At 70.8% G+C, this 24,969-nt stretch carries 24 protein-coding genes; 13 read left to right on the forward strand and 11 right to left on the reverse strand.

Annotated features, from left to right (window positions below):
• Nucleotides 1-9: 9 nt before the first annotated feature.
• A complete protein-coding gene (locus IW249_RS03455) occupies nucleotides 10-1,209 on the reverse strand; it encodes an acetyl-CoA C-acetyltransferase (protein ID WP_196919468.1) in 1,200 nt (399 codons plus the stop codon).
• Between the two features lie 60 nt (nucleotides 1,210-1,269).
• On the opposite strand from IW249_RS03455, the gene mce reads away from it, so the two are divergent.
• From mce to IW249_RS03475, 4 genes are all read left to right on the forward strand, one after another.
• The gene (gene mce / locus IW249_RS03460; protein ID WP_091405814.1) at nucleotides 1,270-1,746 is read left to right on the forward strand and encodes a methylmalonyl-CoA epimerase; all 477 of its coding nucleotides are present in this window, start codon (nucleotides 1,270-1,272) and stop codon (nucleotides 1,744-1,746) included.
• Nucleotides 1,747-2,085: 339 nt separating this feature from the next.
• Complete coding sequence (gene ccrA, locus IW249_RS03465; protein ID WP_196924615.1) at nucleotides 2,086-3,441, forward strand: crotonyl-CoA carboxylase/reductase; 1,356 nt, start codon at nucleotides 2,086-2,088, stop codon at nucleotides 3,439-3,441.
• 355 nt (nucleotides 3,442-3,796) lie between these two features.
• The gene (locus IW249_RS03470) at nucleotides 3,797-5,059 is read left to right on the forward strand and encodes a DivIVA domain-containing protein (RefSeq protein WP_196919469.1); all 1,263 of its coding nucleotides are present in this window, start codon (nucleotides 3,797-3,799) and stop codon (nucleotides 5,057-5,059) included.
• 177 nt (nucleotides 5,060-5,236) lie between these two features.
• Nucleotides 5,237-7,348 (forward strand): coiled-coil domain-containing protein, encoded by a 2,112-nt coding sequence (locus IW249_RS03475; RefSeq protein WP_196919470.1) that lies wholly within the window; start codon nucleotides 5,237-5,239, stop codon nucleotides 7,346-7,348.
• A 101-nt stretch (nucleotides 7,349-7,449) separates the two neighbouring features.
• On the opposite strand, the gene IW249_RS03480 is transcribed toward IW249_RS03475, so the two are convergent.
• On the reverse strand, nucleotides 7,450-7,791 hold the full coding sequence (locus IW249_RS03480) for a hypothetical protein (protein ID WP_196919471.1): 342 nt from the start codon (nucleotides 7,789-7,791) through the stop codon (nucleotides 7,450-7,452).
• Between the two features lie 383 nt (nucleotides 7,792-8,174).
• Here IW249_RS03480 and IW249_RS03485 point away from each other — a divergent pair, with 383 nt between their 5' ends.
• The 3 genes from IW249_RS03485 to IW249_RS03495 are packed head-to-tail and all read left to right on the forward strand — an operon-like array spanning nucleotide 8,175 to nucleotide 10,378.
• Nucleotides 8,175-8,954: a helix-turn-helix domain-containing protein gene (locus IW249_RS03485; protein WP_231392953.1), complete on the forward strand. Its 780-nt coding sequence runs from the start codon at nucleotides 8,175-8,177 to the stop codon at nucleotides 8,952-8,954.
• On the forward strand, nucleotides 8,945-9,133 hold the full coding sequence (locus tag IW249_RS03490) for a DUF397 domain-containing protein (protein ID WP_196919473.1): 189 nt from the start codon (nucleotides 8,945-8,947) through the stop codon (nucleotides 9,131-9,133). Before IW249_RS03485 ends, IW249_RS03490 begins: the two co-directional genes overlap by 10 nt.
• 15 nt (nucleotides 9,134-9,148) lie before the next feature.
• On the forward strand, nucleotides 9,149-10,378 hold the full coding sequence (locus tag IW249_RS03495; protein WP_372432929.1) for an AI-2E family transporter: 1,230 nt from the start codon (nucleotides 9,149-9,151) through the stop codon (nucleotides 10,376-10,378).
• 3 nt (nucleotides 10,379-10,381) lie between these two features.
• Here the strand turns inward: IW249_RS03495 and IW249_RS03500 are convergent, their stop codons facing one another.
• From IW249_RS03500 to IW249_RS03530, 7 genes are all read right to left on the reverse strand, one after another.
• Complete coding sequence (locus IW249_RS03500; protein ID WP_196919474.1) at nucleotides 10,382-11,191, reverse strand: alpha/beta hydrolase; 810 nt, start codon at nucleotides 11,189-11,191, stop codon at nucleotides 10,382-10,384.
• Between the two features lie 82 nt (nucleotides 11,192-11,273).
• Nucleotides 11,274-11,597 carry an Rv1322 family protein gene (locus tag IW249_RS03505; protein ID WP_231640156.1) on the reverse strand — a complete coding sequence of 108 codons (324 nt, stop codon included), beginning with the start codon at nucleotides 11,595-11,597 and terminating at the stop codon, nucleotides 11,274-11,276.
• A gap of 64 nt (nucleotides 11,598-11,661) precedes the next feature.
• Nucleotides 11,662-12,744, reverse strand: a complete 1,083-nt coding sequence (locus tag IW249_RS03510) for a hypothetical protein (RefSeq protein WP_196919475.1) — start codon at nucleotides 12,742-12,744, stop codon at nucleotides 11,662-11,664.
• The gene (locus tag IW249_RS03515; protein ID WP_196919476.1) at nucleotides 12,741-13,235 is read right to left on the reverse strand and encodes a SigE family RNA polymerase sigma factor; all 495 of its coding nucleotides are present in this window, start codon (nucleotides 13,233-13,235) and stop codon (nucleotides 12,741-12,743) included. The genes IW249_RS03510 and IW249_RS03515 overlap by 4 nt, the downstream gene beginning before the upstream one ends.
• Before the next feature lie 40 nt (nucleotides 13,236-13,275).
• Entirely contained in the window at nucleotides 13,276-15,066 is a 1,791-nt protein-coding gene (locus IW249_RS03520) for a 3-hydroxyacyl-CoA dehydrogenase family protein (RefSeq protein ID WP_196919477.1), read from the reverse strand.
• Nucleotides 15,067-15,192: 126 nt separating this feature from the next.
• On the reverse strand, nucleotides 15,193-16,263 hold the full coding sequence (locus tag IW249_RS03525) for an alpha/beta hydrolase (protein ID WP_372432931.1): 1,071 nt from the start codon (nucleotides 16,261-16,263) through the stop codon (nucleotides 15,193-15,195).
• 143 nt (nucleotides 16,264-16,406) lie between these two features.
• Entirely contained in the window at nucleotides 16,407-16,823 is a 417-nt protein-coding gene (locus tag IW249_RS03530) for an FHA domain-containing protein (RefSeq protein WP_196919479.1), read from the reverse strand.
• 257 nt (nucleotides 16,824-17,080) lie between these two features.
• Between IW249_RS03530 and IW249_RS03535 the strand changes: the two genes are divergently transcribed.
• Together IW249_RS03535 and IW249_RS03540 are read left to right on the forward strand one after the other, a co-directional pair.
• Nucleotides 17,081-18,577 (forward strand): aldehyde dehydrogenase family protein, encoded by a 1,497-nt coding sequence (locus tag IW249_RS03535; protein WP_196919480.1) that lies wholly within the window; start codon nucleotides 17,081-17,083, stop codon nucleotides 18,575-18,577.
• 80 nt (nucleotides 18,578-18,657) lie between these two features.
• Entirely contained in the window at nucleotides 18,658-19,314 is a 657-nt protein-coding gene (locus IW249_RS03540) for a class I SAM-dependent methyltransferase (protein WP_196919481.1), read from the forward strand.
• A gap of 8 nt (nucleotides 19,315-19,322) precedes the next feature.
• Here IW249_RS03540 and nucS read toward each other — a convergent pair whose 3' ends face one another.
• On the reverse strand, nucleotides 19,323-19,982 hold the full coding sequence (nucS, locus tag IW249_RS03545; RefSeq protein ID WP_196919482.1) for an endonuclease NucS: 660 nt from the start codon (nucleotides 19,980-19,982) through the stop codon (nucleotides 19,323-19,325).
• 71 nt (nucleotides 19,983-20,053) lie between these two features.
• Between nucS and IW249_RS03550 the strand changes: the two genes are divergently transcribed.
• A complete protein-coding gene (locus IW249_RS03550; protein WP_196919483.1) occupies nucleotides 20,054-20,671 on the forward strand; it encodes a DUF4126 domain-containing protein in 618 nt (205 codons plus the stop codon).
• Between the two features lie 91 nt (nucleotides 20,672-20,762).
• Nucleotides 20,763-21,059, forward strand: a complete 297-nt coding sequence (locus IW249_RS03555; protein ID WP_196919484.1) for a DUF1540 domain-containing protein — start codon at nucleotides 20,763-20,765, stop codon at nucleotides 21,057-21,059.
• A gap of 54 nt (nucleotides 21,060-21,113) precedes the next feature.
• Here IW249_RS03555 and IW249_RS03560 read toward each other — a convergent pair whose 3' ends face one another.
• The gene (locus IW249_RS03560; protein ID WP_196919485.1) at nucleotides 21,114-23,120 is read right to left on the reverse strand and encodes an ethylmalonyl-CoA mutase; all 2,007 of its coding nucleotides are present in this window, start codon (nucleotides 23,118-23,120) and stop codon (nucleotides 21,114-21,116) included.
• Nucleotides 23,121-23,271: 151 nt separating this feature from the next.
• On the opposite strand from IW249_RS03560, the gene IW249_RS03565 reads away from it, so the two are divergent.
• Together IW249_RS03565 and IW249_RS03570 are read left to right on the forward strand one after the other, a co-directional pair.
• Nucleotides 23,272-24,123, forward strand: a complete 852-nt coding sequence (locus tag IW249_RS03565) for an ABC transporter ATP-binding protein (protein WP_196919486.1) — start codon at nucleotides 23,272-23,274, stop codon at nucleotides 24,121-24,123.
• Nucleotides 24,120-24,965, forward strand: coding sequence for an ABC transporter permease (locus tag IW249_RS03570; RefSeq protein ID WP_196919487.1), 846 nt, complete (start codon nucleotides 24,120-24,122; stop codon nucleotides 24,963-24,965). The genes IW249_RS03565 and IW249_RS03570 overlap by 4 nt, the downstream gene beginning before the upstream one ends.
• The last annotated feature ends 4 nt before the right edge of the window (nucleotides 24,966-24,969 follow it).

A 24,969-nucleotide genomic window follows, 5' to 3' on the forward strand; every position in this document is an offset into this window, starting at 1 on the left:
TCCTCGTGCTCACTGGCTGGCCGCGGCATTTTCCGGCACGTGGATGATCAGCGCGTCGCCCTGACCACCGCCGCCACAGAGCGCCGCCGCGCCGGTGCCACCACCGCGGCGCTTCAGCTCCAGGGCGAGGGTGAGTACGAGGCGCGCGCCGGACATGCCGATCGGGTGCCCCAGCGCGATCGCGCCGCCGTTGACGTTTACCTTGTCCGGGCTGACCCCGAGGTCCCGGGTGGACTGGACGCCGACCTGCGCGAACGCCTCGTTGATCTCGATGAGGTCCAGGTCCGCAACGCTCAGGCCACCCTTCTTCAGGGCGTGGTTGATGGCGTTGGACGGCTGCGAGTGCAGGGAGTTGTCCGGGCCCGCCACGTTGCCGTGCGCACCGATCTCGGCCAGCCAGGTCAGCCCCAGCTCCTTCGCCTTGGCCTTGCTCATCACGAGCACCGCGGCGGCGCCGTCGGAGATCGGCGAGGAACTGCCGGCGGTGATGGTGCCGTCCTTGGCGAAGGCGGGGCGCAGCTTGGCCAGCGACTCGGCTGTGGTGTCCGGGCGGATGCCCTCGTCTTCGCTGATCACCAGCGGGTCACCCTTGCGCTGCGGGATGACCACCGGGGCGATCTCGTCGGCGAAGTGGCCGTTCTTCTGCGCGGCGGCGGCCCGCTGGTGGCTGGCGGCGGCGAAGGCGTCCTGCTCCTCGCGGGAGATGCCGTGCCTGGCGCCGAGCCGCTCGGTCGACTCACCCATGGAACAGCAGTCCCAGGCGTCGCTGAGCCCGTCGTGTGCCATGTGGTCCTTGACCACCACGTCGCCGTACTTGTAGCCGGTGCGCTGACCCATCAGCAGGTGCGGGGCGTTGGTCATCGACTCCATGCCGCCGGCCACCACGATGTCGAACTCGCCGGCCCGGATCAGCTGGTCGGCCAGGGCGATCGCATCCAGGCCGGAGAGGCAGACCTTGTTGATGGTCAGCGCCGGCACGGACATCGGCACGCCGGCCTCGACCGCCGCCTGCCGAGCCGGGATCTGACCGGTGCCGGCCTGCAACACCTGCCCCATGATCACGTACTGGACCTGTTCCGGGCTGACGCCGGCACGCTCCAGCGCCGCCTTGATGGCGATCCCGCCGAGCTTCGTGGCCGGGAGGTCCTTGAGGTTGCCCAGCAGCCGGCCCATCGGGGTCCGCGCGCCACTGACGATCACCGAAGCCATGCCTGCCTCCGAGGGGTGCCGAGCTGTACGCCTTAACGATTGTTCGGCCAGACTAGCGCCATGGCAGAGAACTCCCCCGTCGAGCCCGGTGCGGACTACGTCACAGACATCGGGCTTCGCAAGATTGACCACGTCGGGATCGCCGTCGCCGACCTGGACGCCGCTATCGACTTCTACCAGCGGACGTTCGGGATGCGCTGCGTCCACGTGGAGACAAACACCGAGCAGGGTGTTCGGGAAGCGATGCTGGCCGTCGGACCGACCACCGAGGGCGGCTGCGTGCAGTTGCTCGCCCCGCTCACCCCGGAGTCGACGATCGCGAAGTTCCTCGACCGCAACGGGCCGGGCGTGCAGCAGGTCGCGTACACAGTCGTGGACATCGACGTGGCCTGCGCGGCGCTACGGGAGCGTGGCATGCGCCTGCTCTACGACGCACCGAGGCGTGGCACTGCGGACAGCCGGATCAACTTCGTCCACCCCAAGGACGCCGGTGGCGTCCTCGTCGAACTGGTCCAACCCGCCCCCACCCCGCACTGACGCCCCGGCTCCACCCTCACCCCTGTTGATCAAGAGGTTTGCGTCATCCCACGCCGCGCAGATGACCGAAAGCTCTTGATCAACAGGGGTGGCGGCCGTTGGAGGCCGGATGCACGCACGTCAGTGCGCGGTTGGCGGGGTGGTTGGACACCTTCACGCATCGGCGGATGCAGTTTTTCACAGAGGACTTCCCGGCCTAGCTACCGTTCAGTAACGTCCGGCCCCACAGGAGCGCGACCGGTGCCGGATGTGTCGAATGCCGACATGGCGGTCGTGCCCACCGGCGCCGACGATGGCAGCACCCGGGCCCGTGCGGGTGCGGACGAACCGGAGGTCACCGTGCAGGACATCCTCGAAGCGATCATGGCGGCGGAGGAATCGAACGACCCGGACCGCGAACTCGCCGGCGTCGCCGGACTACCCGTACCGGAGAGCTACCGGGGCGTGGTGGTCCGCGCCGAGGAGTCCCGGATGTTCGACGGCATGGCCAGCCGGGACAAGGACCCGCGCAAGGCGCTGCACGTGCAGGAGGTGCCGACGCCAGAGCTGGCGCCGGGCGAGGCGCTGGTCGCGGTGATGGCAAGCGCGATCAACTACAACACGGTGTGGACCAGCATCTTCGAGCCGGTTTCCACCTTCAAGTTCCTCCAGCGCTACGGCCGGGTCTCCGAGCTGACACGCCGGCACGACCTGCCGTACCACGTGGTCGGCTCGGACGCGGCGGGCGTGGTGCTGCGCGTCGGCCCCGGGGTGACCCGCTGGGCGCCCGGCGACGAGGTGGTCGCGCACTGCCTCTCCGTCGAGTTGGAGGACGCGGCCGGTCACGACGACACCATGCTCGACCCGCAGCAGCGGATCTGGGGCTTCGAGACCAACTTCGGCGGCCTGGCTGAACTGGCCGTGGTCAAGGCCAACCAGCTGATGCCCAAGCCGCGGCACCTGAGCTGGGAGGAGGCGGCCAGCCCCGGGCTGGTCAACTCCACCGCGTACCGGCAGCTCGTCTCGCATCACGGCGCCAACATGAAGCAGGGTGACGTGGTGCTGATCTGGGGGGCCTCCGGCGGCCTCGGCGGGTACGCCACCCAGATGGCCCTCAACGGCGGCGCGATCCCGGTCTGCGTGGTGTCCTCACCGGAGAAGGCCGAGCTGTGCCGCAGGATGGGCGCGGAACTGGTCATCGACCGGGCCGCCGAGGGCTTCCGCTTCTGGAAGGACGAGGAGACCCAGGACCCGGACGAGTGGCGACGCTTCGGCGAGCGGATCCGCGAGCTGACCAGCGGCGAAGACCCGGACATCGTGTTCGAGCACCCGGGTCGGGAGACGTTCGGCGCCAGCGTCTACGTGGCCCGGCGCGGCGGGACCATCGTCACCTGCGCCTCCACCAGCGGCTTCCAGCACCAGTACGACAACCGCTACCTGTGGATGCACCTCAAGCGGATCGTGGGCAGCCACTTCGCCAACTACCACGAGGCGTGGCAGGCCAACCGCCTGGTCGCGCTCGGCAAGGTGCACCCGACGGTGTCCCGCACCTATCCGTTGGAGCAGACCGGCCAGGCCGCGTACGAGGTGCACCGCAACGCCCACCAGGGCAAGGTCGGCGTACGCTGCCTCGCACCCACCGACGGGCTGGGCGTCCGTGACGGGGAGTTGCGGGCCCGGCACGAGGACGCGATCAACCGGTTCCGGGGTCACTGACCGGCACCGCCGGTTCCCGGCCACTGACCGGCACCGCCGGTTCCCGGCCACTCACCGGCACCGCCTGGTTGCGGCACCCCGTCCGGATGGTGGAACGCCGGCTGGCCATTGCGCTGATCGCTCATTGTTCTTCCGCCCTCATTAGCGGATAACCCACCCGGATCGAACAAAGGGCCTCGGGGTAACCCCGGGGCCCTTTTCCGCGTCACGCTGCGTGGCGTTCGACCGGCCGGGACCTGCCAAGATCGCCGATTGGTCCAACCGCACCGATCCCGGGAGTTGACCATGTAAAGAGGGCACGAAAGCTTCGCACCGCTCTTGCGAAGCACCCTGGGGCGTCTGCCAGTATGTCCCAATGCCCCAGCAGCAGTCCTCCCCTCTCGCGTTCTTCGATAACGCGAACTCGCAGCCAGATTTCACCGTTGGCCTGCGCGGATACAACACCCATCAGGTCGACGACTTCCTCGGCCGGATGACCGCCGCGCTGACCCAGTCCGAGCAGGCCCGTGCCGAGGCTGAGCAGCGGATGAACGACGCCCAGCGTCGGCTCCGCCAGGCCGAGCAGCGCATGAGTGCGCTGGAGCAGAAGCTCACCGACACGAACAAGCAGCTCGAAGAGAACAGCCGGCCCACCCTCTCCGGGCTCGGCACCCGCGTCGAGCAGATCCTCCGGCTCGCCGAGGAGCAGGCCAACGACCACCGCAACGAGGCCAAGCGCGAGTCGGAGGGCATCCTCTCCGCCGCCCGCCTCGAGGCCCGTGAGATCACCGACAAGGCCCGCGCCGAGGCCGCTGCCATGAAGGCGAGCGCCGAGCGCGAGGCGGGCAACCTGCGCACGGCCGCCGAGCGCGAGGCCGCCGAGGTCCGGGTGCAGGCCCGCCGCGAGGCTGACACGCTGCGCGCCGACGCCGACCGGGAGACCAAGCAGCTGCGTACGGTCACCGCGCACGAGGTGGCCGAGCTGAAGTCGACAGTCGAGCGGGAGGTCGCCACCCTCCGGGCCACCGCCGAGCGTGAGATCACCCAGCAGCGGGCGAAGGCCGCCCGCGAGGCTGAGGAGAAGCGCGCCGAGGCGACCAAGCTTCTCACCGACGCGCGGGACAAGCGCGACAAGGACCTGCAGGCCCTGGAGCTCCAGCTGGCCGAGCGGCGGGAGAAGGCCGAGCGCGAGGAGTCCGAGCGCCACGCCGCCCAGGTCGCACAGACCCAGAAGATGGTCAGCGAGGCCGAGCAGCGTGCCCGGGCCGCGCAGGAGCGGGCCAAGGAGATCGAGCAGCGCGCCGAGGCGCGGCGTGTCGAGTCGGAGCGCAACGCCGCCGAGACGGTCGACAAGGCCAAGGCGCACTCGGAGAAGACCCTCAACGAGGCGAAGGCCGAGTCGCAGCGTCTGCTCACCGAGGCGCGCACCGAGGCGGAGCTGACCACGCAGGCCGCCCGCCGCGAGGTCGAGGACCTCACCCGGCAGAAGGACGCGGTCACCTCGCAGCTGGGTCAGATGCTCTCCGGGCTCGCCGGCATCGTTCCGGGAATGCCGGCGCAGGCCGCTCCGGCTGCCAAGCCGGAAGCCAAGAAGACCGATGGCGGTCAGGAGCGGGTGCCCGCGGAGACCGCTGGCTGACGCGAGGCGTCAGGTCGGGGCATCGACGGCGCGAGGTGACACCGGGTAACCGGTGCCACCTCGCGCCGTATGCGTTTCCTAACCCCTGGTATTCGCTGACCGCAACGGAGTGAAGTAGCTCCCACAAGGCCCGTCCGTATCGCCCCAGCAGGGCCCGTTGCGTGTGAGGATGGGGGCATGTCGCACGGCGAGGAACTGTTCGCTCTCGGCGGGGACGTGACGACGGAGCCCAGCTTCGAGTCCGCTCTGCGGGGGTACGAGAAGAAACAGGTCGACCGCTATGTCGCGCGTGCTGAGCACGAGATCGCGACCCTCGCTGGGGAACGGGAACAGGCGTACACACAGATACACAAGCTCGCCGGCCAGGTCGAGGTTCTCCAGCGCGACCTGACCCAGGTGCGCAAGCAGATGAACGTGGTCGACCGGGCGTCGTTCCGGCATCTCGGCCCGCGGGTCGAGTCGATCCTCACGCTGGCTGAGGAGCAGGCCGAGCAGATCCTCATCGACGCGAACGGGGAGATCGAGGCCCGTCGTGCCGCGGCCGAGCACATCATCGAGGAGGCCCGCGAGCAGGCCGCGCGGGCACTGAAGGACTTCGAGATCGCCCTCGCCGCCCGACGCGCGGAAGAGGAGCGGCACAGCGCCGCCCAGCGGGCCGAGGCGGACGCGACCCTGCGGTCGGCCAAGGACGAGTCGGCGCAGTTGCGCAAGGCGGCGCAGGACGCGCTGGCGAAGGCCCAGCAGGAGGCCACCCAGCTGCGGGATGCTGCCAAGGAGATCCACACTCGGGCCCAGCAGGAGGCCACCAAGCTGCGCGAGACGGCCCGCGAGACGCTGGCCAGGGCCCAGCAGGAGGCCAGCGACCTGCGCGATGCCGCCAAGGAGGTGCATGCCAAGGCGCTTCAGGAGGCCAAGCGGCTCACCGACACGGCGACCGAGGCGGGGCGGGCCACCCACGCGAAGGCGCAGCAGGAGGCCAAGCAGATCATCGACGATGCGTCGATGGCCGGACGGGCCACCCGCGCCAAGGCGCAGCAGGAGGCCGAGCGGCTGACGACGCAGGCCACCGAGTCGGCGAAGCGCAGCCGTGCCGAGACCGAGGCGTACGTGCAGCGGATGCGCACCGAGACCGAGGCGTACGTGCAGCACACCCGGGCGCAGACCCAGCAGGAGCTGGGCGCCTGGCGGGCCGGGGTGGAGCAGGAGGTCAACTCCCGTCGGGAGACGGCCGACCGGGAGTTGGCGCAGCGACGGTCCGCGGCCGAACAGGAGTTCGCCAAGCGCCGCGACGAGTTGGACAAGCAGCACGCGGCGCGCCAGCAGGAGCTGGAGGCCGGGTTCACCAGCCGGCAGCAGGAGCTGGAGAGCGGGTTCACCACCCGTCGGGACGAGCTGGAGATCGAATACTCCAGTCGCAAGGACGAGCTGGAGACCGAGTACACCACTCGCAAGAACGAGATCGAGCAGGGCGCGGCCGGCATCCGTCAGGCAGCCGAGCAGGACGCGGCGGCGCTGCGCCAGCGGTCCGAGGCGGAGGCCGCCGAGCTGCTGAGCCGGGCCGAGACCGAGGCCAGCGACAAGCGCCGCAAGGCCGACGAGCATGTCGCGGCGTCCCGGCGGCAGTTCGAGGAGTACGCGGCCACGACGCAGCAGCACCTGGCCACCACCCAGCAGCACCTGGCGGCGACCCAGCAGGAGTCGGCGGCGGGCCGCCAGCAGTTGGCCCAGGTGATGCTGGAGATCGCCCAGGCTCAGCAGCAGCTGGCGGATCTGCGGCAGGAGACCTGGAAGGCCCGGCAGGAGTCCGACGAACTCCAGCGTCAAATGTCCGAGCTGCGGTTGCAGAGCGTCGCCGGCCCGATCGACGGCCCGACCGCGCCGGCCGCAGCAGACGGCGCGAGCGCGGCTGGGCCCGACGGTGGGGACGACGGCGTGAGCGTTTCCGCCGGCGCGGCTGCGGGTTCGGGTACGGGCACCGGGGGTTCGGGTACGGGCACCGGGTTGAAGGCCGAACCCGCCGACACCAGGCAGCCGGTGAACGCGGGTGCTGAGGAGTCCGGGCAGTCCACGACGCGACCGGTGGCCGAGCCGGTGACCACGGTGGACGGTGGCATGGCGAGCGCCGGGGTGGACGGGGAGCCGACGGTGGCCGCCGTTCCGGGCGAGGGTGGCCGGGGCGCCAAGCCCACCAAGATCACTAGCACCGGTGAGAACGGCAAGCGACCCAGCAAGCCGACCACCGACGAGCGCAGCGCCAAGCCCAGCAAGGTCACCATCGAGAAGGACTGACGGCGGGCGCTGAGCCACGCGCACTCATGATCGACACGACATCAGCAAAGTCGGGGTGTCCCGCCAGCGCGGACACCCCGACTTCCTGAATGGCGAGTGGATCAGGACCGATGGTCCGGGGGTGGGTCGATGATCGGGCGGCGGAACGGACCCCACGCCACGAAGCGTTCGAACAGTTCCCTGGGCGCCGGCCCGTCGTAGGGATTGAGCTGGTACAGGTCGTGCGCCGCCTCGTGGTACAGACCGGCGAGGTAGATGGTCAGCGCGGCCGGGTCCTCGTCGAACTCCGCCTTGAGCAGCAGCCTGGCGTCCGCGCAGGGCCACGGCCGGCCGTCGGCCCGGCAGCACCACATGGGTCGCAGCGGGGTGTGCGGCGTCCGTGCGCCGCAGGGTCGGGGAAACACGGGGTACGGCCCGAGCCGCGGCTGCGGCAGCCCCGACATCGGGGTACGTGGCCTCCCGCCTGAGCTGGAGCCCGGCGGGCTGCAGCCGGCGGACGACCGCGGCGCCGAGGTGACGGTGACAGGCAGCGACCGGCCGACGGGGCGAGACGTGGGCATGGGTGACCTCCTCGACTGGGGCGCGGACGCGCCGCCGTGCAACGGCAGGCCCGCGCGGTGGGCCCGGAAGCGGGGTGGCCGCAGGTGACGCGGAGCCATACCCATCCGGTACGTGACAGTCTGCTGAGAACACCGTTACGGTCGGAAGGCGTCACCGTGCTCGGCGGCGGGACTGCATCGACGGCATGGTCCGCCGGGACAGTTGGTGGAGACGACCCTCGACCTGCGGAGGCACTGTGGAAGGCGACGCCGCGCCGACGGCCGACATGATCCGCGCGCAGCTGCGCCGGCTGCGGATCGCCGCCGGGATGAGCCAGGAGGACTTCGGCCGGCTGGTGCACTACTCCGGCTCGATGGTGTCCGCGCTGGAGCTGGGCCAACGCCCGCTGGACCGGCTCTTCCTGGCCCGCGCCGACGAGGTGCTGACCACCGGCGGTCTGCTCGTCTACCTGCTCAAGCTCGCCGAGCGGGACGGCCAGCCGAGCTGGTTCCGACCCTGGCTGGACGCCGAGCGCACCGCCCGCCAACTGCGGTGCTTCCAGCCGTCGCTGATCCCCGGGCTGCTTCAGACCGAGAACTACGCCCGCGCGGTGATCCGCTGCGACGACCTGCTCAGCGACGACGAAGTGGAACGCCGAGTCCATGCCCGCCTGGACCGCCAGTCCATCCTCACGCAGCCTGACCCACCGCAGCTCATCGCCGTCGTCGACGAACACGCGCTGCGGCACACCGCTGAGCACATGCGCGGGATCATGGTCGAGCAGCTCACCCAGCTGATCACCTACGCCCAGCGTCCGCCGGTCAGCGTGCACGTCATTCCCGCCGAGGTTGGAGTGCACGTCGGGATGTCCGGACCCTTCACGCTTGCGCGCGGCGCGGACGGTGGATGGGTCGGCAACCTCGAAAACCAGCTTGCCGGCGTCGTGGTTGACCGAGATGGCGACGTGGCTACGCTGCTCTCACGATGGGAGACGGTTCGCAACGAAGCGCTCTCTCATCGGCACTCGATTGACCTGATGAAGGAAGCAGTGGATTCATGCACCTGAGCGGCGCAGTTTGGCGCACCTCCACTCGCAGCGGCAACAGTGAGTGCGTCGAGGTGGCGGACAACCTGCCCGGGGTCGTGGGGGTGCGGGACAGCAAGGACCCCGCTGGTCCGGTGCTGGTGTTCGCGCCTGCCGCGTGGCGGGCCTTCGTGGCCGTCGCCCGTCGTCCCACCGCCTGAGCCGGGAGGTCCCTGGTGCCACAGCACGACCCGTCCGGCGACGAACCGAACGTGACCCCCGGTCCTCCGCCAGCGGAAAACCCACAACCGGCGAAGACGCCAACGTCAGCCGAGACACCAGCGGCGGCCGAGACGCCACCGCCGGTGCCGGTCCCCGCACCGGGGGTCGACCCGGAGGAGCCACCGGCGGTCCCGTCCGGAAAGTTCGGCACACCGGGGCGGCCACTGCGCCGTAGCAGCTTCCTGCTCGGCTTCACCGGTGCTCTGGGCGTGCTGCTGGCGTACACCCTCTATCTGGGGATCCGCAATGCCGGCGGCATCCTCGTGCTGGTGGTGATCGCGCTCTTCCTCGCGGTCGGCCTCAACCCGGCGGTGGTCCGGCTGGGGCGCTGGGGTGTGCCGCACGGCCTGGCGGTGGCGGCGGTCGCCCTGACGGTGGTGCTGCTGCTCTGCGGCGGCGTGGTGGCGCTGGTCCCGCCGATCGTCACCCAGTCCGGGCAGTTCATCGACCAGATCCCGAGCCTGCTCGACGAGTTGCGCCGCAACCCGACGGTCAATGACCTGGTGGAGCGGTACGACGTGGTGGAGCGGGTGCAGGGCGCGGCCAACGCGGAGACGGTCGGGCGGGCGCTCGGCGGGGTGCTCGGCGGCGCACAACTGATCTTCGGCACGGTGTTCCGGACGCTGACCGTGCTGGTGTTGACGATCTACTTCCTGGCCTACTTCGACAAGCTGCGTTCGCTGGGCTACTCGGTGGTGCCCCGGTCGCGGCGGCAGAGGGTGCAGCTGATCGGCGACGAGATCCTGGCCAAGGTGGGCTCGTACATGGTCGGCGCGTTGAGCATCGCGGTGCTGGCCGGCGCGACCACCTTCGTGTTCGCGCTGATCGTCGACCTGCCGTACCCGTTCGCGCTGGCCGTGGTGGTCGCGGTGACCGACCTGATCCCGCAGATCGGCGCGACCCTGGGCGCGGTGATCGTGAGCCTGGTCGGCTTCGCCGCCGACCTGCCCACCGGCATCGCCTGCGCGGTGTTCTTCCTCATCTACCAGCAGGTGGAGAACTACCTGATCTACCCGAAGGTGATGCGGCGTTCGGTGGAGGTCAACGAGGTGGCTGCCCTGCTGGCCGCCCTGCTCGGGGTGTCGCTGCTGGGCGTGGTGGGCGCGCTGATCGCCATCCCCACTGTGGCCGCGCTGCAACTGATCCTGCGCGAGGTGGTGCTGCCCCGCCAGGAGCGCCGCTGAGCGTCAGCTGGCCTGACCGGCGGCCGGGCCGGGGACGGGGGTGTCGGCGAAGGCGGCCACCGTCCGGTCGGCGTACGCGCTGACGTCGCCGGCCTCCATCGGGCCGTCCCAGGTCGTCGGGAGCGGCACCTCGACGGCCGGGTTGACCCGACGGACGATCTCGTCGAGCACCGTCTCCGCGTCGCCCACCCAGAGGTGCTTGGCGCCCGGCACCCCGACCACCTCGGCCTGCGGCACGGCGGCGAACCGTTCCCGCGCCTCGGTGGGGCGCAGGTAGTCGTCGAACTCCGGCACCAGCGCCACCAGCGGCCGACCCGAGTCGGCCCAGGTGGCCAGGTCCTCGGGGGCGGAGAAGCGCAGCGGCGGGGAGAGCAGGATCGCCCCGGCGATCGTCGGGTCGCAGCCGTACTTCAGCGCCAGGTCGGTGCCGAACGACCAGCCGACGAGCCAGATGTTGGGCAGCTCGGCGAACTCCGCGTACTCGATGGCGGCAGCCACGTCGTACCGCTCGCCCACCGCGCCGTCGAAGGCCCCCTCGCTGGTGCCGCGCACACTGCTGGTGCCCCGGGTGTTGAACCGCAGCACCGCCAGGTCGGCCAGGGCGGGCAGCCGCCAGGCCGCCTTGCGGAACACGTGGCTGTCCATCATTCCGCCGTGGGTGGGCAGCGGGTGCAGGCAGACCAGGGTGGCCACCGGCGGCCGGTCGGCCGGCAGGGCCAGCTCACCGACCAGCCGCAGACCGTCGGCGGTGTGCAGCTCGATGTCCTCCCGGCGGCCGGGCAGGATCGACGACGCGCGGATCGCTGTGCTCACCGCCCAAGTCTGTCGCGAAGTCGCCGCCGCCGCCCGCCCAGGCACGAACAGCGTGACCCAGGTCGCTAACGGGCGGGGTCGTTCAATAGCGCGGGGTACCCCGGCCGCGCTGCACCGCGGGGCCGCGTCGCTCCCGGGCGCGCCAGCAGCCGCTGTGCCAGTGCCGCCGGTCGGTCAGGTCACCCAGGCCGTCCGCCGGCCAGGCCACCAGGTGGGCCACCCCGGGTCGGATCTCCTGGTCACAACCCGGGCAGCGGTACGTCTTGACCGACGCTCCCGCGCCGATGCCGCGTACCTGCCAGGCGCCGTCGGTCCACTGCTGCACCGAGGCGACACCCTGCCGGACCCGGTCGGCGTCCAGGTTGGCGTTCTCGTCCCGGCGAGGGCGATTGCGACGGGGGCTCACAGTCACCAAGCGTACGTTCCGCCGGACGGGACGAGCTCGCGGCCAGCCCGCCCAACGGTTGAGATCACTCCCAACTCTCCGACCGCGTCGGGTCTTCGACGACCCGCGCCCCCGCCAGGACTGTCGTCGCGTCCGCCTCGGTGAAGCCGCGTGGCGCGCCCGGCTGGACGCCGACCGGTCGCCTGTCCTCCCGCTGCAAGCCGAAGGTGGCACTCACCACCGTCTTGGGGATGCCGAGCAGATCCAGGGTCGTCCCAGAGAAGAACGCGGGCCGGCCAGCGACAGTCCGATTCCCCGCGGTGCGGGTGCCAGCCCCGCTCGCATAGCGGTATTTCACGAACATGGCCTCGGTCGCCGCCCGCGCAAGGGTGATCTCCGAGGAGACCAGTCTCGGGTAGGAGCTGACGTCCACCGAGCAGGAAGTGATCGGCGCGCCTTCGGGCAGGGCATCGAGCCGCAGCGGCACGGCACACGAGTGTGCCTCGTTCCAGCGCAGTGCCTTGACCGCCTGCTCCAGCCCGGCACGGTCCCCCCGCAAGATGACGGCACGGGCGTACAGACCTGGCGCGGGGTGCCACGACTTGACCATTGCACGCACGCTGCCGCTCGCTTGGTGGATCGTGCCGTCGAAGGTCTGGGGCCCCGGTGCGGCCGCCTCAACCTCGACGCCGCCGAACGAGACGCTAATCGACAACTCCGGCGTACTGCTCACCTCGACATGCACCGGTTGGTCATCCCGGACGCTGAGCCGGACCGATTCGGTGCGGCCCCGGATAACCTCCCAGCCCAGATAGCGGGCCTGGGTCGGGTCGAGGCCGAAGTGCAGCACGTTCGGATCGCTGCCGACCAGCGCCGGGTCGGCGGCGGCCCCGGGCACCCCGTCGATGCGGGGCGGCACCGGCGTGGCCCCGGTGGACGTCGTGGCGGTCCAGGGCAGGCGGCCGGTCAACCCGTCGAGGCCCGTCCCGGTCATTCCGACGACGCCGAGCGCCCCGATCAGGGACAACGCGGTCCCTGCGGCGACCCGGCGGTGGAGTTGGCGGCGGCGGCCTCGAGCGTGGGAAGCCCGCAGCAGCCGGTCGGCGTCCACGGTGCCCTCGGCACGGTCCCGCAGGGTTCGGACGATCCGCTCGTCGAGGTCCGTCACGGTCGGCTCCCGTTCGTGGCCGGGGCACCGCAGCGCTCCCGGAGGTTGGCGAGCGCCCGCATCGCGTGGGTGCGGACGGTGACCGGCGAGCAGTCCAGGATCTGGGCGATCGTCGCGTCGTCGAGGTCCTCGTAGTAGCGCAGCACCAGCACCGCCCTCTGGCGCTCGGGCAGGCCGAGGATCAGCCGCCACATCTCGTCCCGGTCGGCCGCTTCGCCGCCGAGGTCGCCTCGGTGTGCCCGCTCGGCGAAGGTGTCGACGGCCAGCTCGCGGTTGGACCGGCGGCGCCACCAGGAGATGTTGGCGTTGACCAGCATGCGGCGCACGTACACGTCGGGCCGGTCCGCGCGGGCGATCCTGCGCCACTGCACGTACGCCTGCGACAGCACGTCCTGAGTGAGGTCCTCGGCCCGGTGCTCGTCACCGGTCAGCAGCCGGGCGAGCCGGACCAGCGCCGGACCCCGGCTGCTGACGTACTCCTCGAAGGTCACACTCTGCAGACGCTGTCAACACCCGCAGGCGTTGACGCGGTCAGCGGTGCGAGTGGTCGCGGAAGCCGCGGCGGGTCTTGCGGCCCAGGTAGCCGGCGGTGACCAGGTGTTCCAGCAGCGGCGCGGGTGCGAAGCCCGGCTCGCGCAGTTCGAGGTACAGCTCGCGCTGGATGGCCAGGGAGACGTCCAGCCCGACGACGTCGAGCAGCTCGAACGGGCCCATCGGGTAGCCGCAGCCCAGCTTCATGGCGTGGTCGATGTCGTCGGCCGTCGAGTAGCTGGCCTCCAGCATCTTCACCGCGTCGTTCAGGTAGGGGAAGAGCAGCGCGTTGACGATGAAGCCGGATCGGTCGCCGCAGACCACACCCGTCTTGCCGAGTGCGGCGCAGACGGCGCGGGCGGTGGCGGTGGCCTCCGGGGAGGTGCGGATGGTGCGGACGACCTCGACCAGCGGCATGACCGGCGCCGGGTTGAAGAAGTGCAGACCCACCACGTCGGCCGGCCGCTGGGTGGCCATCGCCACGTCGATCACCGGCAGCGACGAGGTGGTGGTGGCCAGCACCACGCCCGGCTTGCAGATCTCGTCGAGGCTCGCGAAGAGGGCCTTCTTGACGCTCAGCTCCTCGACGACCGCCTCGACCACCAGGTCGACGTCGGCGAGATGGTCGAGCGTGGCGGACCAGCTGATCCGGCCCAGGGCGGCGTCCCGGTCGGCCTCGGCGAGCTTGCCGCGCACGACGCCCTTGTTCAGTGAGGTCTTCACCGCCTCGCAGACCTTCGCGGACTTCTCCATGCCGCGGGTCACCGAGACGACCTCGTAGCCGGCCTTCGCGAAGACCTCGATGATCCCGGTGGCCATCGTTCCGGAGCCGACCACGCCGACCTTCGCGATGGCGCGCGCACCGTCGGCCAGCGCCGACTCCGTGGCGAGCGGCGTCGCCTCGTCCGGTACGACCACCGGGGAGCCGGGCCGTTCGTAGGTGTAGAAGCCCCGGCCGGACTTCCGGCCGAGCAGCCCCGCCGTCACCATCTGCTTGAGCAGTGGCACCGGGGCGTGCCGGCGGTCCCGCCCGCCGCGCCGGTACATGGTGTCCAGGATCTCGTACGCGGTGTCCAGGCCGATCAGGTCCATCAGCGCCAGTGGGCCCATCGGCAGGCCGCAGCCGAGCTTCATGGCGGCGTCGATGTCCTCGCGGGTCGCGTAGTGCGACTCGAACATGCTGACCGCGTGGTTGAGGTAGCCGAAGAGCAGCGCGTTGGCGATGAAACCGGCCCGGTCGTTGATGGTGACGTCGACCTTGCCGAGCCGGGCGCAGAGCGCCTCGACGTCGGCGACCACCTCGGGTGCGGTGACGACAGTGCGGACCACCTCGACAAGCTTCATCACCGGGGCCGGGTTGAAGAAGTGGATGCCGATCACCTGGTTGGGTCGGCTGGTGGCCACCGAGATCTCGGTGACGCTCAACGAGGAGGTGTTGGTGGCGAGGATGGTCTCCGGTCGGCAGACCCGGTCCAGCTCGGCGAAGATCCGCTGCTTGAGGTCGAGGTGTTCGGGCACCGCCTCGATGACCAGGTCGACGGAGTGCAACGCGTCCAGCCCGACCGCGAAGTGCACCCGCTCGTGCAGGGCGTCGCGGTCCGCCTCGGCGAGCTTGCCCTTGGCGACCGCCCGGTCGGTGGAACCCTTCAGGGTGGCCCGGCCGCGCTCCAGCGCCGGCTCGGAGATCTCCACGGCCACCACGTCGATGCCGTTGCGGGCGAAGACCTCGACGATGCCGGCACCCATGGTGCCCAGCCCCACCACGCCTACGGTGCTGAACTCGCGCGCCACGACCGGCCTCCCCAGAGACTCCGCACGGCCACTGAACGGCCGCTAAGGTTATGCGCGCGAGTCTGCCACGTGACGGTGAGTTGTCGAGACGCCGTGGCATATTTCACCCACGGCGCAGCCGGACCGCTATGCGGTCGCCACGCTGGTCAGGGCCAGCAACTCCGCGACGAACTCCGACGGGCGCTCCAGGTGCGGGCTGTGACCGCAGCCGGGCAGCACCACCTCGTGGTACGCGCCGCCGGCCGCCGCGTACCGGTCGAGCACGGCCCGGGTCTGGCCGACCATCGGCTGCGGTGGGCAGGCGTCCGCGCCGGGCCAGCCGGGCACGAGATCCAGCGAACCCAGGTACGCCAGGTCGAAGAGTGAGGTGTCCGAGACGATGACGTCGACGTCTCCGCGTACCCAGGTGACGGGTGGCTTCTCGGCGACGGCCACCAGCTCGTCGGCGAGCCGGAACCAGGTCGGCGCGAGCGCGTTGAGCACCCCGCGCTCCCCCGGCGCGGTGCCCGGCCAGTTCTCCGACGGCACCGCCGTGCCCGGGTAGTTGTCGTCCCCGGTGGCGGTGGACAGCACTGTGTCCAGCAGCAGATCCTCGTCCTCGCCCAAGGCGGCGGGATCGGCCACGTAGGTGGCTCGCAGCACGGCCCGCGGGCTGGCCGGTGCGTCCGCGCTCCGGTCGCCGGCCGCGAGGCGGGCGACGAAGTCCGGGTTGGCCGTGCCGGCGCCGGTGCCGGCGAAGTCGGGGGTGGTCGGCGTGCCGGTCAGGTCGCGGGTGCCGCCGAAGCCGTACGGGGAGACCGGCGCCGCCAGCAGCAGAGCCCCCACCCGGTGCGGATGGTCGACCAGCAGCCGCATCGCCACCCCGCCGCCGAGGGAGTGCCCCACCACCACCGGGCGCGCGTCGGCGGCAAAGAGCGTCGGGTCGTCGAGCAGGGCGGCCACGTCGTCGGCGAAGTCCCGCAGGCCCCGCGTGGCGTCAACCGGGGCGGTCGCGGAGTCGCCGTACCCCCGCAGGTCGGGGGCGACCACCCGAAGCGTCGGTGGCAGCCGGCGGACCAGCGGCTCCCAGAACAGCGCGGACGAGCAGTTGCCGTGGATCAGCAGCACCGGTGTGCCGTCCGGCGGGCCAGCCACCCGTACCGCCTGGGTGATGCCGTTCGCCGTCACGGTCCGCTGCTCGGTTTCCATCCGCGGCATGCTGCCACGGGTGCCTCCGCCGGTCCAGGTGTCGGACCGCCACCCAACGGAGCTGCCCGGTGTGGCCGACCGCCAGGCGATCAGCTGCCCGATGTGGCCGACCGCCGGGCGGTCAGCTGCCCGATGTGGCCGACCGCCAGCGATCAGCGACGCGTGCCCGGTGGCGCGGCCAGCGGTAGCGGCAGCGTCGGTCGGACGTCGCGCCGGGACGGGCCGAAGCTGAGCCCCACCGGATCGGTGAGCGCCACCCCGGGGTCGAACAGGCGCAGTTCGGTGCGGCCCAGCCGGATCACGTCACCGTCGGAGAGTCGTTCCACCTCGGTGATCCGCCGGTCGTTGAGCCAGGTGCCGTTGGTGGAGCCCAGGTCCCGCAGGGACGGGCCTTCCGGCGCCAGCCACACCTCGGCGTGGCGACGGCTCAGGTGCGGATCGTTGATGACCACCTGACCGGTCGGCGCGCGGCCGATCACCTGAACCTCGGCTCGCATGCGAAAGCTCGCTCCGCGCATCGGTCCACCCGCGACCGTCAACAGCGGCATCAGTTCCGGATGTTCCTCCATGGACAGTCAGCCCTCCACCCCACACCGTCACTCCGCGCGTCAGCTTGCCATCAGACGGTAGTCGTCAATACCGACCGGCCGGTCAGCCTCTCGTCACCTCCCGGCCATCTGCCGTTCGACGATTCGGGCGGGCCGCATCCGTCACCAACGCCCTGACCTGCACTGATCAACGATCGGTCGGGTTGGTGCGACGCCGGCCCCCCGGCCCCGAATCGCGGACCCTACCGGCGAGTAATCCTCGGGTCTAGACTTCCGCCATGACGGCAGTGCATATCCCGGGCGTTCCGGTCATCGACGCGGGCCACTTGGTTTCCACCAGCCCGGCGACCGGCGCCGAGGCCGGTCGCCTCCCGGTCGCCACCGATGCCGACGTGCGGGAAGCCGTCGACCGCGCCCGCGCCGCCGGCGAGTGGTGGGCCGGTCTCGGCTTCACAGGCCGTCGCGAGCGGTTGCTGCGCTGGCGTGCCCTGCTCGCCAAGCGGATCGAGCAGTTGGCCGAGGTGGTGCACGTCGAGGGCGGGAAGCCGGTCGCCGACGCCATCGTCGAGATCGTCACCGCTATCGAACACATCGACTGGGCCGCCCGCAACGCCGGCCGCGTGCTCGGCCCACGCCGGGTGCGGTCCCGGCTCATCCTCGCCGAGTTCTCCGCCCACCTCGAATACCAGCCGTACGGGGTCGTGGGCGTCATCGGGCCGTGGAACTATCCGGTCTTCACGCCGATCGGCTCCGCCGCGTACGCCCTCGCCGCCGGGAACGCCGTGGTGCTCAAGCCGAGCGAATACACCCCCGCCGTCGGCCAGTGGCTGGTGGACAGCTTCGCCGAGGTGGTGCCCGAGCAACCGGTCTTCACCGCCGTGCACGGGTTGGGCGACGTGGGCGCGGCGCTGTGCCGCTCCGGCGTCAACAAACTGGCCTTCACCGGCTCCACCGCCACCGCCCGGAAGGTGATGGCCGCCTGCGCCGAGACGCTGACCCCGGTGCTCATCGAGGGTGGCGGCAAGGACGCCATGATCGTCGACAGCGACGCCGACCTGGACGCGGCCGCCGAGGCGTGCGTCTGGGGCGGCATGACCAACGCGGGCCAGACCTGCATCGGCATCGAGCGGGTGTACGCCGTGGACGCCGTCTTCGACGCCTTCGTCGACAAGGTGGTGGCGCGCGCCGGCCGGCTGACCGTCGGGCCGGAGGGCACCGACATCGGACCGATCACCATGCCCAGGCAGATCGACGTGATCCGCCGGCACATCGACGCCGCGATCACGTCCGGCGGGCGCGCGGTGCTCGGCGGCCCGAGCGCCGTACAGCCGCCGTACGTCCACCCCACAGTGCTGGTGGACGTGCCGGAGGAGTCGGCCGCCGTCCGCGAGGAGACCTTCGGCCCCACGCTGACCATCAGCCGGGTCCGTGACGCCGACGAGGCCGTCACCCGCGCCAACGCCCTGTCGTACGGCCTCGGGGGTTCGGTCTTCGGCCGGCGACGCGCGGTGGCCATCGCACGGCGGCTGCGCTCCGGGATGGCCTCGATCAACTCCACGTTGACCTTCGCCGGCATGTCCACCCTGCCGTTCGGTGGTGTCGGCGACTCCGGCTTCGGTCGGATCCACGGGGAGGACGGCCTGCGTGAGTTCGGCCGGTCCAAGGCGATCACCCGACGCCGCGCCCGGTCGCTGCTGCCGTCGATGACCTTCGACCGCACGCCCACCGACGTGGCCCGGCTCGTCAAGGCGATCAAGGCGATGTACGGAAGGTGAGTGTCGGATAACCGATCATCACCAAGGATCGGCGTATCCACATGTTTATACGTTGTGTCCACGGCGGTACATTGCGTTAAATGGGCCCCAATCGATTGCGCTACCGCCTTGTCGACAGTGACCAGTCGTGGAGCGCCCGACGTCGTCGGCACCGCTCGGACTGGCTGGCGCGCACCTTCCCCGACATCGGTGACATGCACGTGGTCGACCTCGGCGGTCGGCTCGGCACCTGGCACCGCGCCACCGTCCGACCGGCCCGGGTGACAGTCGTCAACCTGGAGCAGCCGCCCGCTGTCGTTCCGGAATGGGCCCACGTCGAGCAGGCCGACGCCTGCGACCTGCCCCCGCACCTCACCAACGGCAGCTTCGACATGGTCTTCTCGAACTCGGTGCTGGAGCACGTGGGCGGGCACGAACGCCGGATCCGCTTCGCCGCCGCCGTCCGCTCACTGGCCGACCGACACTGGGTGCAGACGCCCTACCGCTACTTTCCCATCGAGCCACACTGGATCGCGCCGGGCATGCAGTTCCTGCCGGTACGACTGCGCACCGCGCTCGCCCAACGCTGGCCGTTGGGGCACAAGCCGACCCGCAGCCACGACGCCGCCATCCACCAGGTGCTCTGGACCGAACTGCTGGACCGCTCGCAGATGCGCCACTACTTCCCCGACTCCACGATGCTGGTGGAGCGGGTGTTCGGCCTGCCGAAGTCGCTGATCGCGGTGCGCAACGGCTAGGGCGCCGGTCAGAAGAGGGTCAGCTCGTCCTTCACGATGCCGCGCAGCTTGTCGTAGTCCACGACCACACACCGGATGCCCCGGTCGGTGGCGAGCACCCGGGCCTGCGGCTTGATCTCCTGGGCGGCGAAGACCCCGACGACCGGGCTGAGCAGCGGGTCACGGTTCATCAACTCGAGGTAGCGGGTCAACTGCTCCACCCCGTCGATGTCGCCACGCCGCTTGACCTCGATGGCGACCGAGCCCGAGTTGGCGTCCCGGCACAGCAGGTCGACCGGGCCGATCGCCGTCATGTACTCGCGGCGGACCAGCGTGAACCCCTCACCCAGCACACTCGGGTTGGCGGCCAGCAACTCCTGCAGGTGCGCCTCCACCCCGTCCTTGCGCAGGCCCGGATCCACACCCAACTCGTACGAGGTGTCCTGGAAAATCTCCTCCAGGGTGATCCGCAGCTCCTCGCCAGCCTTGTTGACGACCCGCCACACCCCGGGGGCCTCCTCCAACCGGCATGGCGGGCTCATCCAGTTCAACGGCTTGTACGCACGGTCGTCGGCATGGATGGACACCGACCCGTCCGCCTTCACCATCAGCAACCGGGTGGCCGGCGGCAGGTGAGCCGAGAGCCGTCCGACATAGTCCACCGAGCACTTCGCAATGACCAACCGCACCCGACGAGGGTAGCCGAGCACCCACCGGTCGCCAGCGAGCGGCACTGGCGCGTCGATGCGATGCTGAGACCGTGTTCGAAGTCCTCACCGGCACCGGTCTCGCCGCCTCGGCGGGGCTGAACGCCTACATACCCCTGCTCATCCTCGGTCTACTCGGCCGTTACACCGACCTGATCGACCTGCCCAGCGGCTGGACCTGGCTCGGCAACGGCTGGGTCATCGCCATCATGGCCGTGCTGCTCGCCGTGGAGATGGTGGCGGACAAGGTGCCAGTGGTCGACCACATCAACGACGTGGTGCAGACAGTGGTCAGGCCCACTGCCGGTGGCCTGGCCTTCGGTGCCGGCTCCTCGTCGGAGACGGTGACGGTCAGCGACCCGGGGAGCTTCTTCTCGTCCCACCAGTGGGTGCCGGTCGTCACCGGCGTACTGCTGGCGTTGGGCGTGCACCTGCTGAAGTCCGCAGCCCGCCCGGTGATCAACGCGACGACCGCCGGGATCGGCGCCCCGGTCGCCAGCACCGCCGAGGACGCCACCAGCGTGGTGGTCTCCCTGGTGGCGATCATCCTGCCGGTGCTGGTGCTCGTCTTCCTGGTCGGCCTGGTGTTCTTCACCTTCTGGTTCGTCCGCCGTCGTTCCGAACGACGCCGCGAACGAGAGGCGGCCCGCGCCGCCGGCTTCCGCGTCTGACGCTTGAGCGGCGGATCGGCGGCCCGCCATACCGGGGTTCCACCGGCCGACAAATGCCTAGTATCGGGGCAAGAGCCTAGAGGAGGTCGGCATGACCGCAGCGTTGGAGATGCCCCGAGTCCAGGAATGTGTGGTCGCCGCGTGCGCGTACAACCAGTCGGGTGACTGCCACGCCTTCGCGATCACCATCGGCAGCATGGATCACGCCCACTGCCACACCTTCGTCGAGTCGCCCGTCCGGGGCGGTGTGGAGAGCCTGATCGCGCAGGTGGGCGCCTGCCAGCGCTCCGACTGCCGGCACAACGAGCAGCTGGAGTGCCACGCGGCGTCAATCAGGGTCGGCCCGGACAACGACATGGCCGACTGCATGACCTACGCCGGCCGCTGACCCACGCCAGCCACTGAGCCCCGGCCGCGGGCCGGGGCCGGGGGCAGCGTTCGATCAGGGCAGGTCGTTGGCGCGACGGATGACAGTCACCAGGTCGTCGATGATGCCGGTGAGAGCGAAGTCCTTCGGGGTGAAGACCCGGGCGACCCCTGCCGCCCGGAGGGTGTCCGCATCACCGGCCGGGATGATGCCGCCCACCACCACCGGCAGGTCCGGCCGGCCGGCGGCGCGAAGCCCGTCGAGCACCGCTGGCACGGCGGCCAGGTGCGACCCGGAGAGCACGGAGAGCCCGACCAGGTCGACGTCCTCCTCCACGGCGGCGGCGACGATCTGCCCCGCCGTCAACCGGATGCCCTGGTAGACGACCTCGAAGCCGGCGTCGCGGGCGCGTACCGCGATCTGCTCCGCGCCGTTGGAGTGCCCATCCAGGCCGGGCTTGCCGACCAGCATCCGCAGCCGGCCGCTGCCCAACTCCCGCGCCGTGGCGGTGACCCGCTCGCGGACCGCCACAAGCCCCGGCTCACCGCCGCCACCGGTGGCGCCGGCCAGGCCGGTCGGCGCCCGGTACTCGCCGAAGACCTGGCGCAGCGCGCCGGCCCACTCGCCGGTGGTCACCCCGGCCCGCACGCACTCCAGGGTGGCCGGCATCAGGTTGGTGGTGGTCGCGGCGTCCGCACGGAGCCGGGCCAGCGCCGCGTCGACGACGGCCGCGTCCCGGTCGGCCCGCCACCGGCGTACGCCGTCCGTGGCGGCCGCCTCGACCGCGGGATCGACCTGCTCGACCGCTCCGGCGCCAGCGGCGGTCAGCGGGGAGGATTCGGTCTCGGTGTACCGGTTGACCCCGACCACCACGTCGGCACCGGACTCCATCCGGCGGCGGCGCTCGGCCAGCGACGCGACCAGCGCGCTCTTGAGGTAGCCGGTTTCCACGGCGGCGACGACGCCGCCCAGCTCCAGCACCTTGTCCAGCTCGACCCGCGCCCCGGTGACGACCTCGTCGACCAGCGCGGTCATCACGTGCGAGCCGGCGAAGAGGTCGGGATACTCGAGCAGATCCGACTCGTACGCCAGGACCTGCTGCATCCGCAGCGACCACTGCTGGTCCCATGGGCGGGGCAGGCCGAGCGCCTCGTTCCAGGCCGGCAGTTGGACCGCGCGGGCCCGGGCGTCGCGGGACATCGTCACGCCGAGCATCTCCAGCACGATGCGCTGGATGTTGTTCTCCGGCTGTGCCTCGGTGAGGCCGAGCGAGTTGACCTGCACGCCGTAGCGGAACCGCCGTTGCCGGGCGTCGGTGACCCCGTACCGGTCCCGGGTGATCTCGTCCCAGAGCACGCCGAACGCGCGCATCTTGGCGATCTCCTCGACGAAGCGCACCCCGGCGTTGACGAAGAACGAGATCCGCTGGACCACGTCGCCCATCCGCTCGGCCGGCACCTGACCGGAGTCACGGACCGCGTCGAGCACGGCGACAGCGGTGGCCAGCGCGAAGCCGACCTCCTGCACGGGCGTCGCGCCGGCCTCCTGGAGGTGGTACGAGCAGATGTTGACCGGGTTCCACCGGGGCATCTCCCGCAGCGTGTACGCCACCACGTCGGCAGTGAGCCGCAGCGAGGCCGCCGGCGGGAAGATGTAGGTGCCCCGGGACAGGTACTCCTTGATGATGTCGTTCTGGGTGGTGCCGGCGCAGCGGGTCGGGTCGGCGCCCTGCTCCAGCCCGACGGTGCCGTACAGGGCGAGCAGCCACATCGCCGGCGCGTTGATGGTCATCGAGGTGTTCGTGTCGGCGAGCGGGAGGCCGTCGAAGAGCGCCCGCATGTCGCCGAGGTGGGCCACCGGCACGCCGACCCGTCCGACCTCGCCAGAGGCGAGTTCGTGGTCCGGGTCGTACCCGGTCTGGGTGGGCAGGTCGAAGGCGACCGACAGGCCGGTCTGCCCCTTCGCCAGGTTGCGGCGGAAGAGGGCGTTGGTCGCCGCGGCCGACGAGTGGCCGGCGTAGGTGCGCATCACCCACGGGCGGTCCCGCTCGGGCAGCCGCCCGGGGAAAGCCGTCTCATCCATGGCCGGAGTCTAAGTTACCGTTCAGTAAAAGAGGCTGTGGAAAACCACACAGGTCCATGTCGGGGACGTCCGGGTGCCAAGCGCCCGCAGTGGCGCGGACCGCCACACCCCGGGCACCACCCGGCCCGGGCCAGGACGCACACTGGACGGCATGGATGACGAGCTGGCCATCTCCGTCCGAGGGCTGCGCAAGGCGTACGGCGACAACGTGGCGGTGGCGGGCGTGGATCTCGACGTCCACCGCGGTGAGGTGTTCGCGTTGCTCGGCCCGAACGGCGCCGGCAAGACCACCACGGTGGAGATCCTGGAGGGTTACCGCCACCGGGATGCCGGCGAGGTCACCGTCCTCGGCGTCGACCCGGCCCAACCGGATGCCGACTGGCGGTCCCGGGTCGGCATCGTGCTCCAGGGCACCGGCGAGTTCGACGAACTGACCGTGGCCGAGGTGATCAGGCACTTCTCCGGCTTCTACCCCGGCGCGGACGACCCGGAGAAGGTGATCGCGCGGGTCGGGCTGACCGACAAGGCGAGGGCCCGGACGCACACCCTCTCCGGCGGGCAGAAGCGCCGCCTGGACGTGGCCCTGGGCATCATCGGCCGCCCCGAACTGCTCTTCCTCGACGAGCCGACCACCGGCTTCGACCCGGAGGCCCGCCGCGAGTTCTGGGAGCTGATCCGCGACCTCGCCGCGGCCGGCACCACAATCGTGCTCACCACCCACTACCTGGACGAGGCCGAGTCCCTCGCCGACCGGGTCGGCGTGATCGCCGGCGGTCGGCTGGTCGAGGTGGCCGCTCCCAACCGGCTGGGCAATCGGCAGGAGGCCCTCGCGACGGTCTCCTGGCGTACCCCGGAAGGGACGCTGGAAAGCGCGCAGAGCGCGACGCCGACGGCCTTCGTGGCCGACCTCGCCGCGCGTTACGGCGGCGAGGTCCCCGGGCTCACGGTGACCCGGCCGACCCTGGAGGACGTCTACCTCACCATGATCGGACACGCGCGATGACGACCACGACGAAGCCGGCGACGCCGGTCACCGCGACCCGCGGCCGGCGGCCGGGTGCCGGCACGCTCGCCCTGCGCCAGGGTCGACTGGAGATCACCCAGTTCCTCCGCAGCCGGGAGTCCGTGGTCTTCACGATGGGCTTCCCCATCATCATGATCCTGATCTTCGCGTCGATCTTCGACGGCACGATCGGCGGCGGGGTCAAGTTCACCCAGTACTTCATCACCGGCATGATCGCGACCGGCCTGATGACAGTGAGCTTCCAGAACCTCGGCATCTGGATCCCGATCGAGCGGGATCGGGGGGTGCTCAAGCGCTACCGGGGCACGCCGATGCCGAAGTGGGTCTGGTTCGCCGGCAAAGTGATCATGGTGGTGGCGATCGGCATCGCCGAGACGGCACTGCTGCTGGCCGTCGCGGTGACGCTGTTCGACCTCGACCTGCCGGGCACCGCGGCGAAGTGGTTCACCTTCGGCTGGGTCGCCGTGCTCGGAGTGACCGCCTGCACTCTGTGCGGCATCGCGATCTCGTCGCTGGCCCGCACCGCTCGCAGCGGCTCGGCTGTGGTCACCCCGGTCGCCCTGGTACTCCAGTTCATCTCCGGGGTGTTCTTCGTCTTCACCGACCTGCCCACCTGGATGCAGCAGGTGGCGGCGGTGTTCCCGCTCAAGTGGATGTGCCAGGGGCTGCGGTCGGTGTTCCTGCCGGAGAGCTTCGGTGCCCAGGAGCCGGGCGGCTCGTTCGAGTTGGGCCGGGTGGCGGTGGTGCTGGCCCTGTGGTGCGTGATCGGCGTGGTGCTCTGCCTGACCACCTTCCGCTGGACCACCAAGCGCGACGGCTGAGCGG

The sequence above is a fragment of the Micromonospora vinacea genome (assembly GCF_015751785.1).
GTDB lineage: Bacteria > Actinomycetota > Actinomycetes > Mycobacteriales > Micromonosporaceae > Micromonospora > Micromonospora vinacea.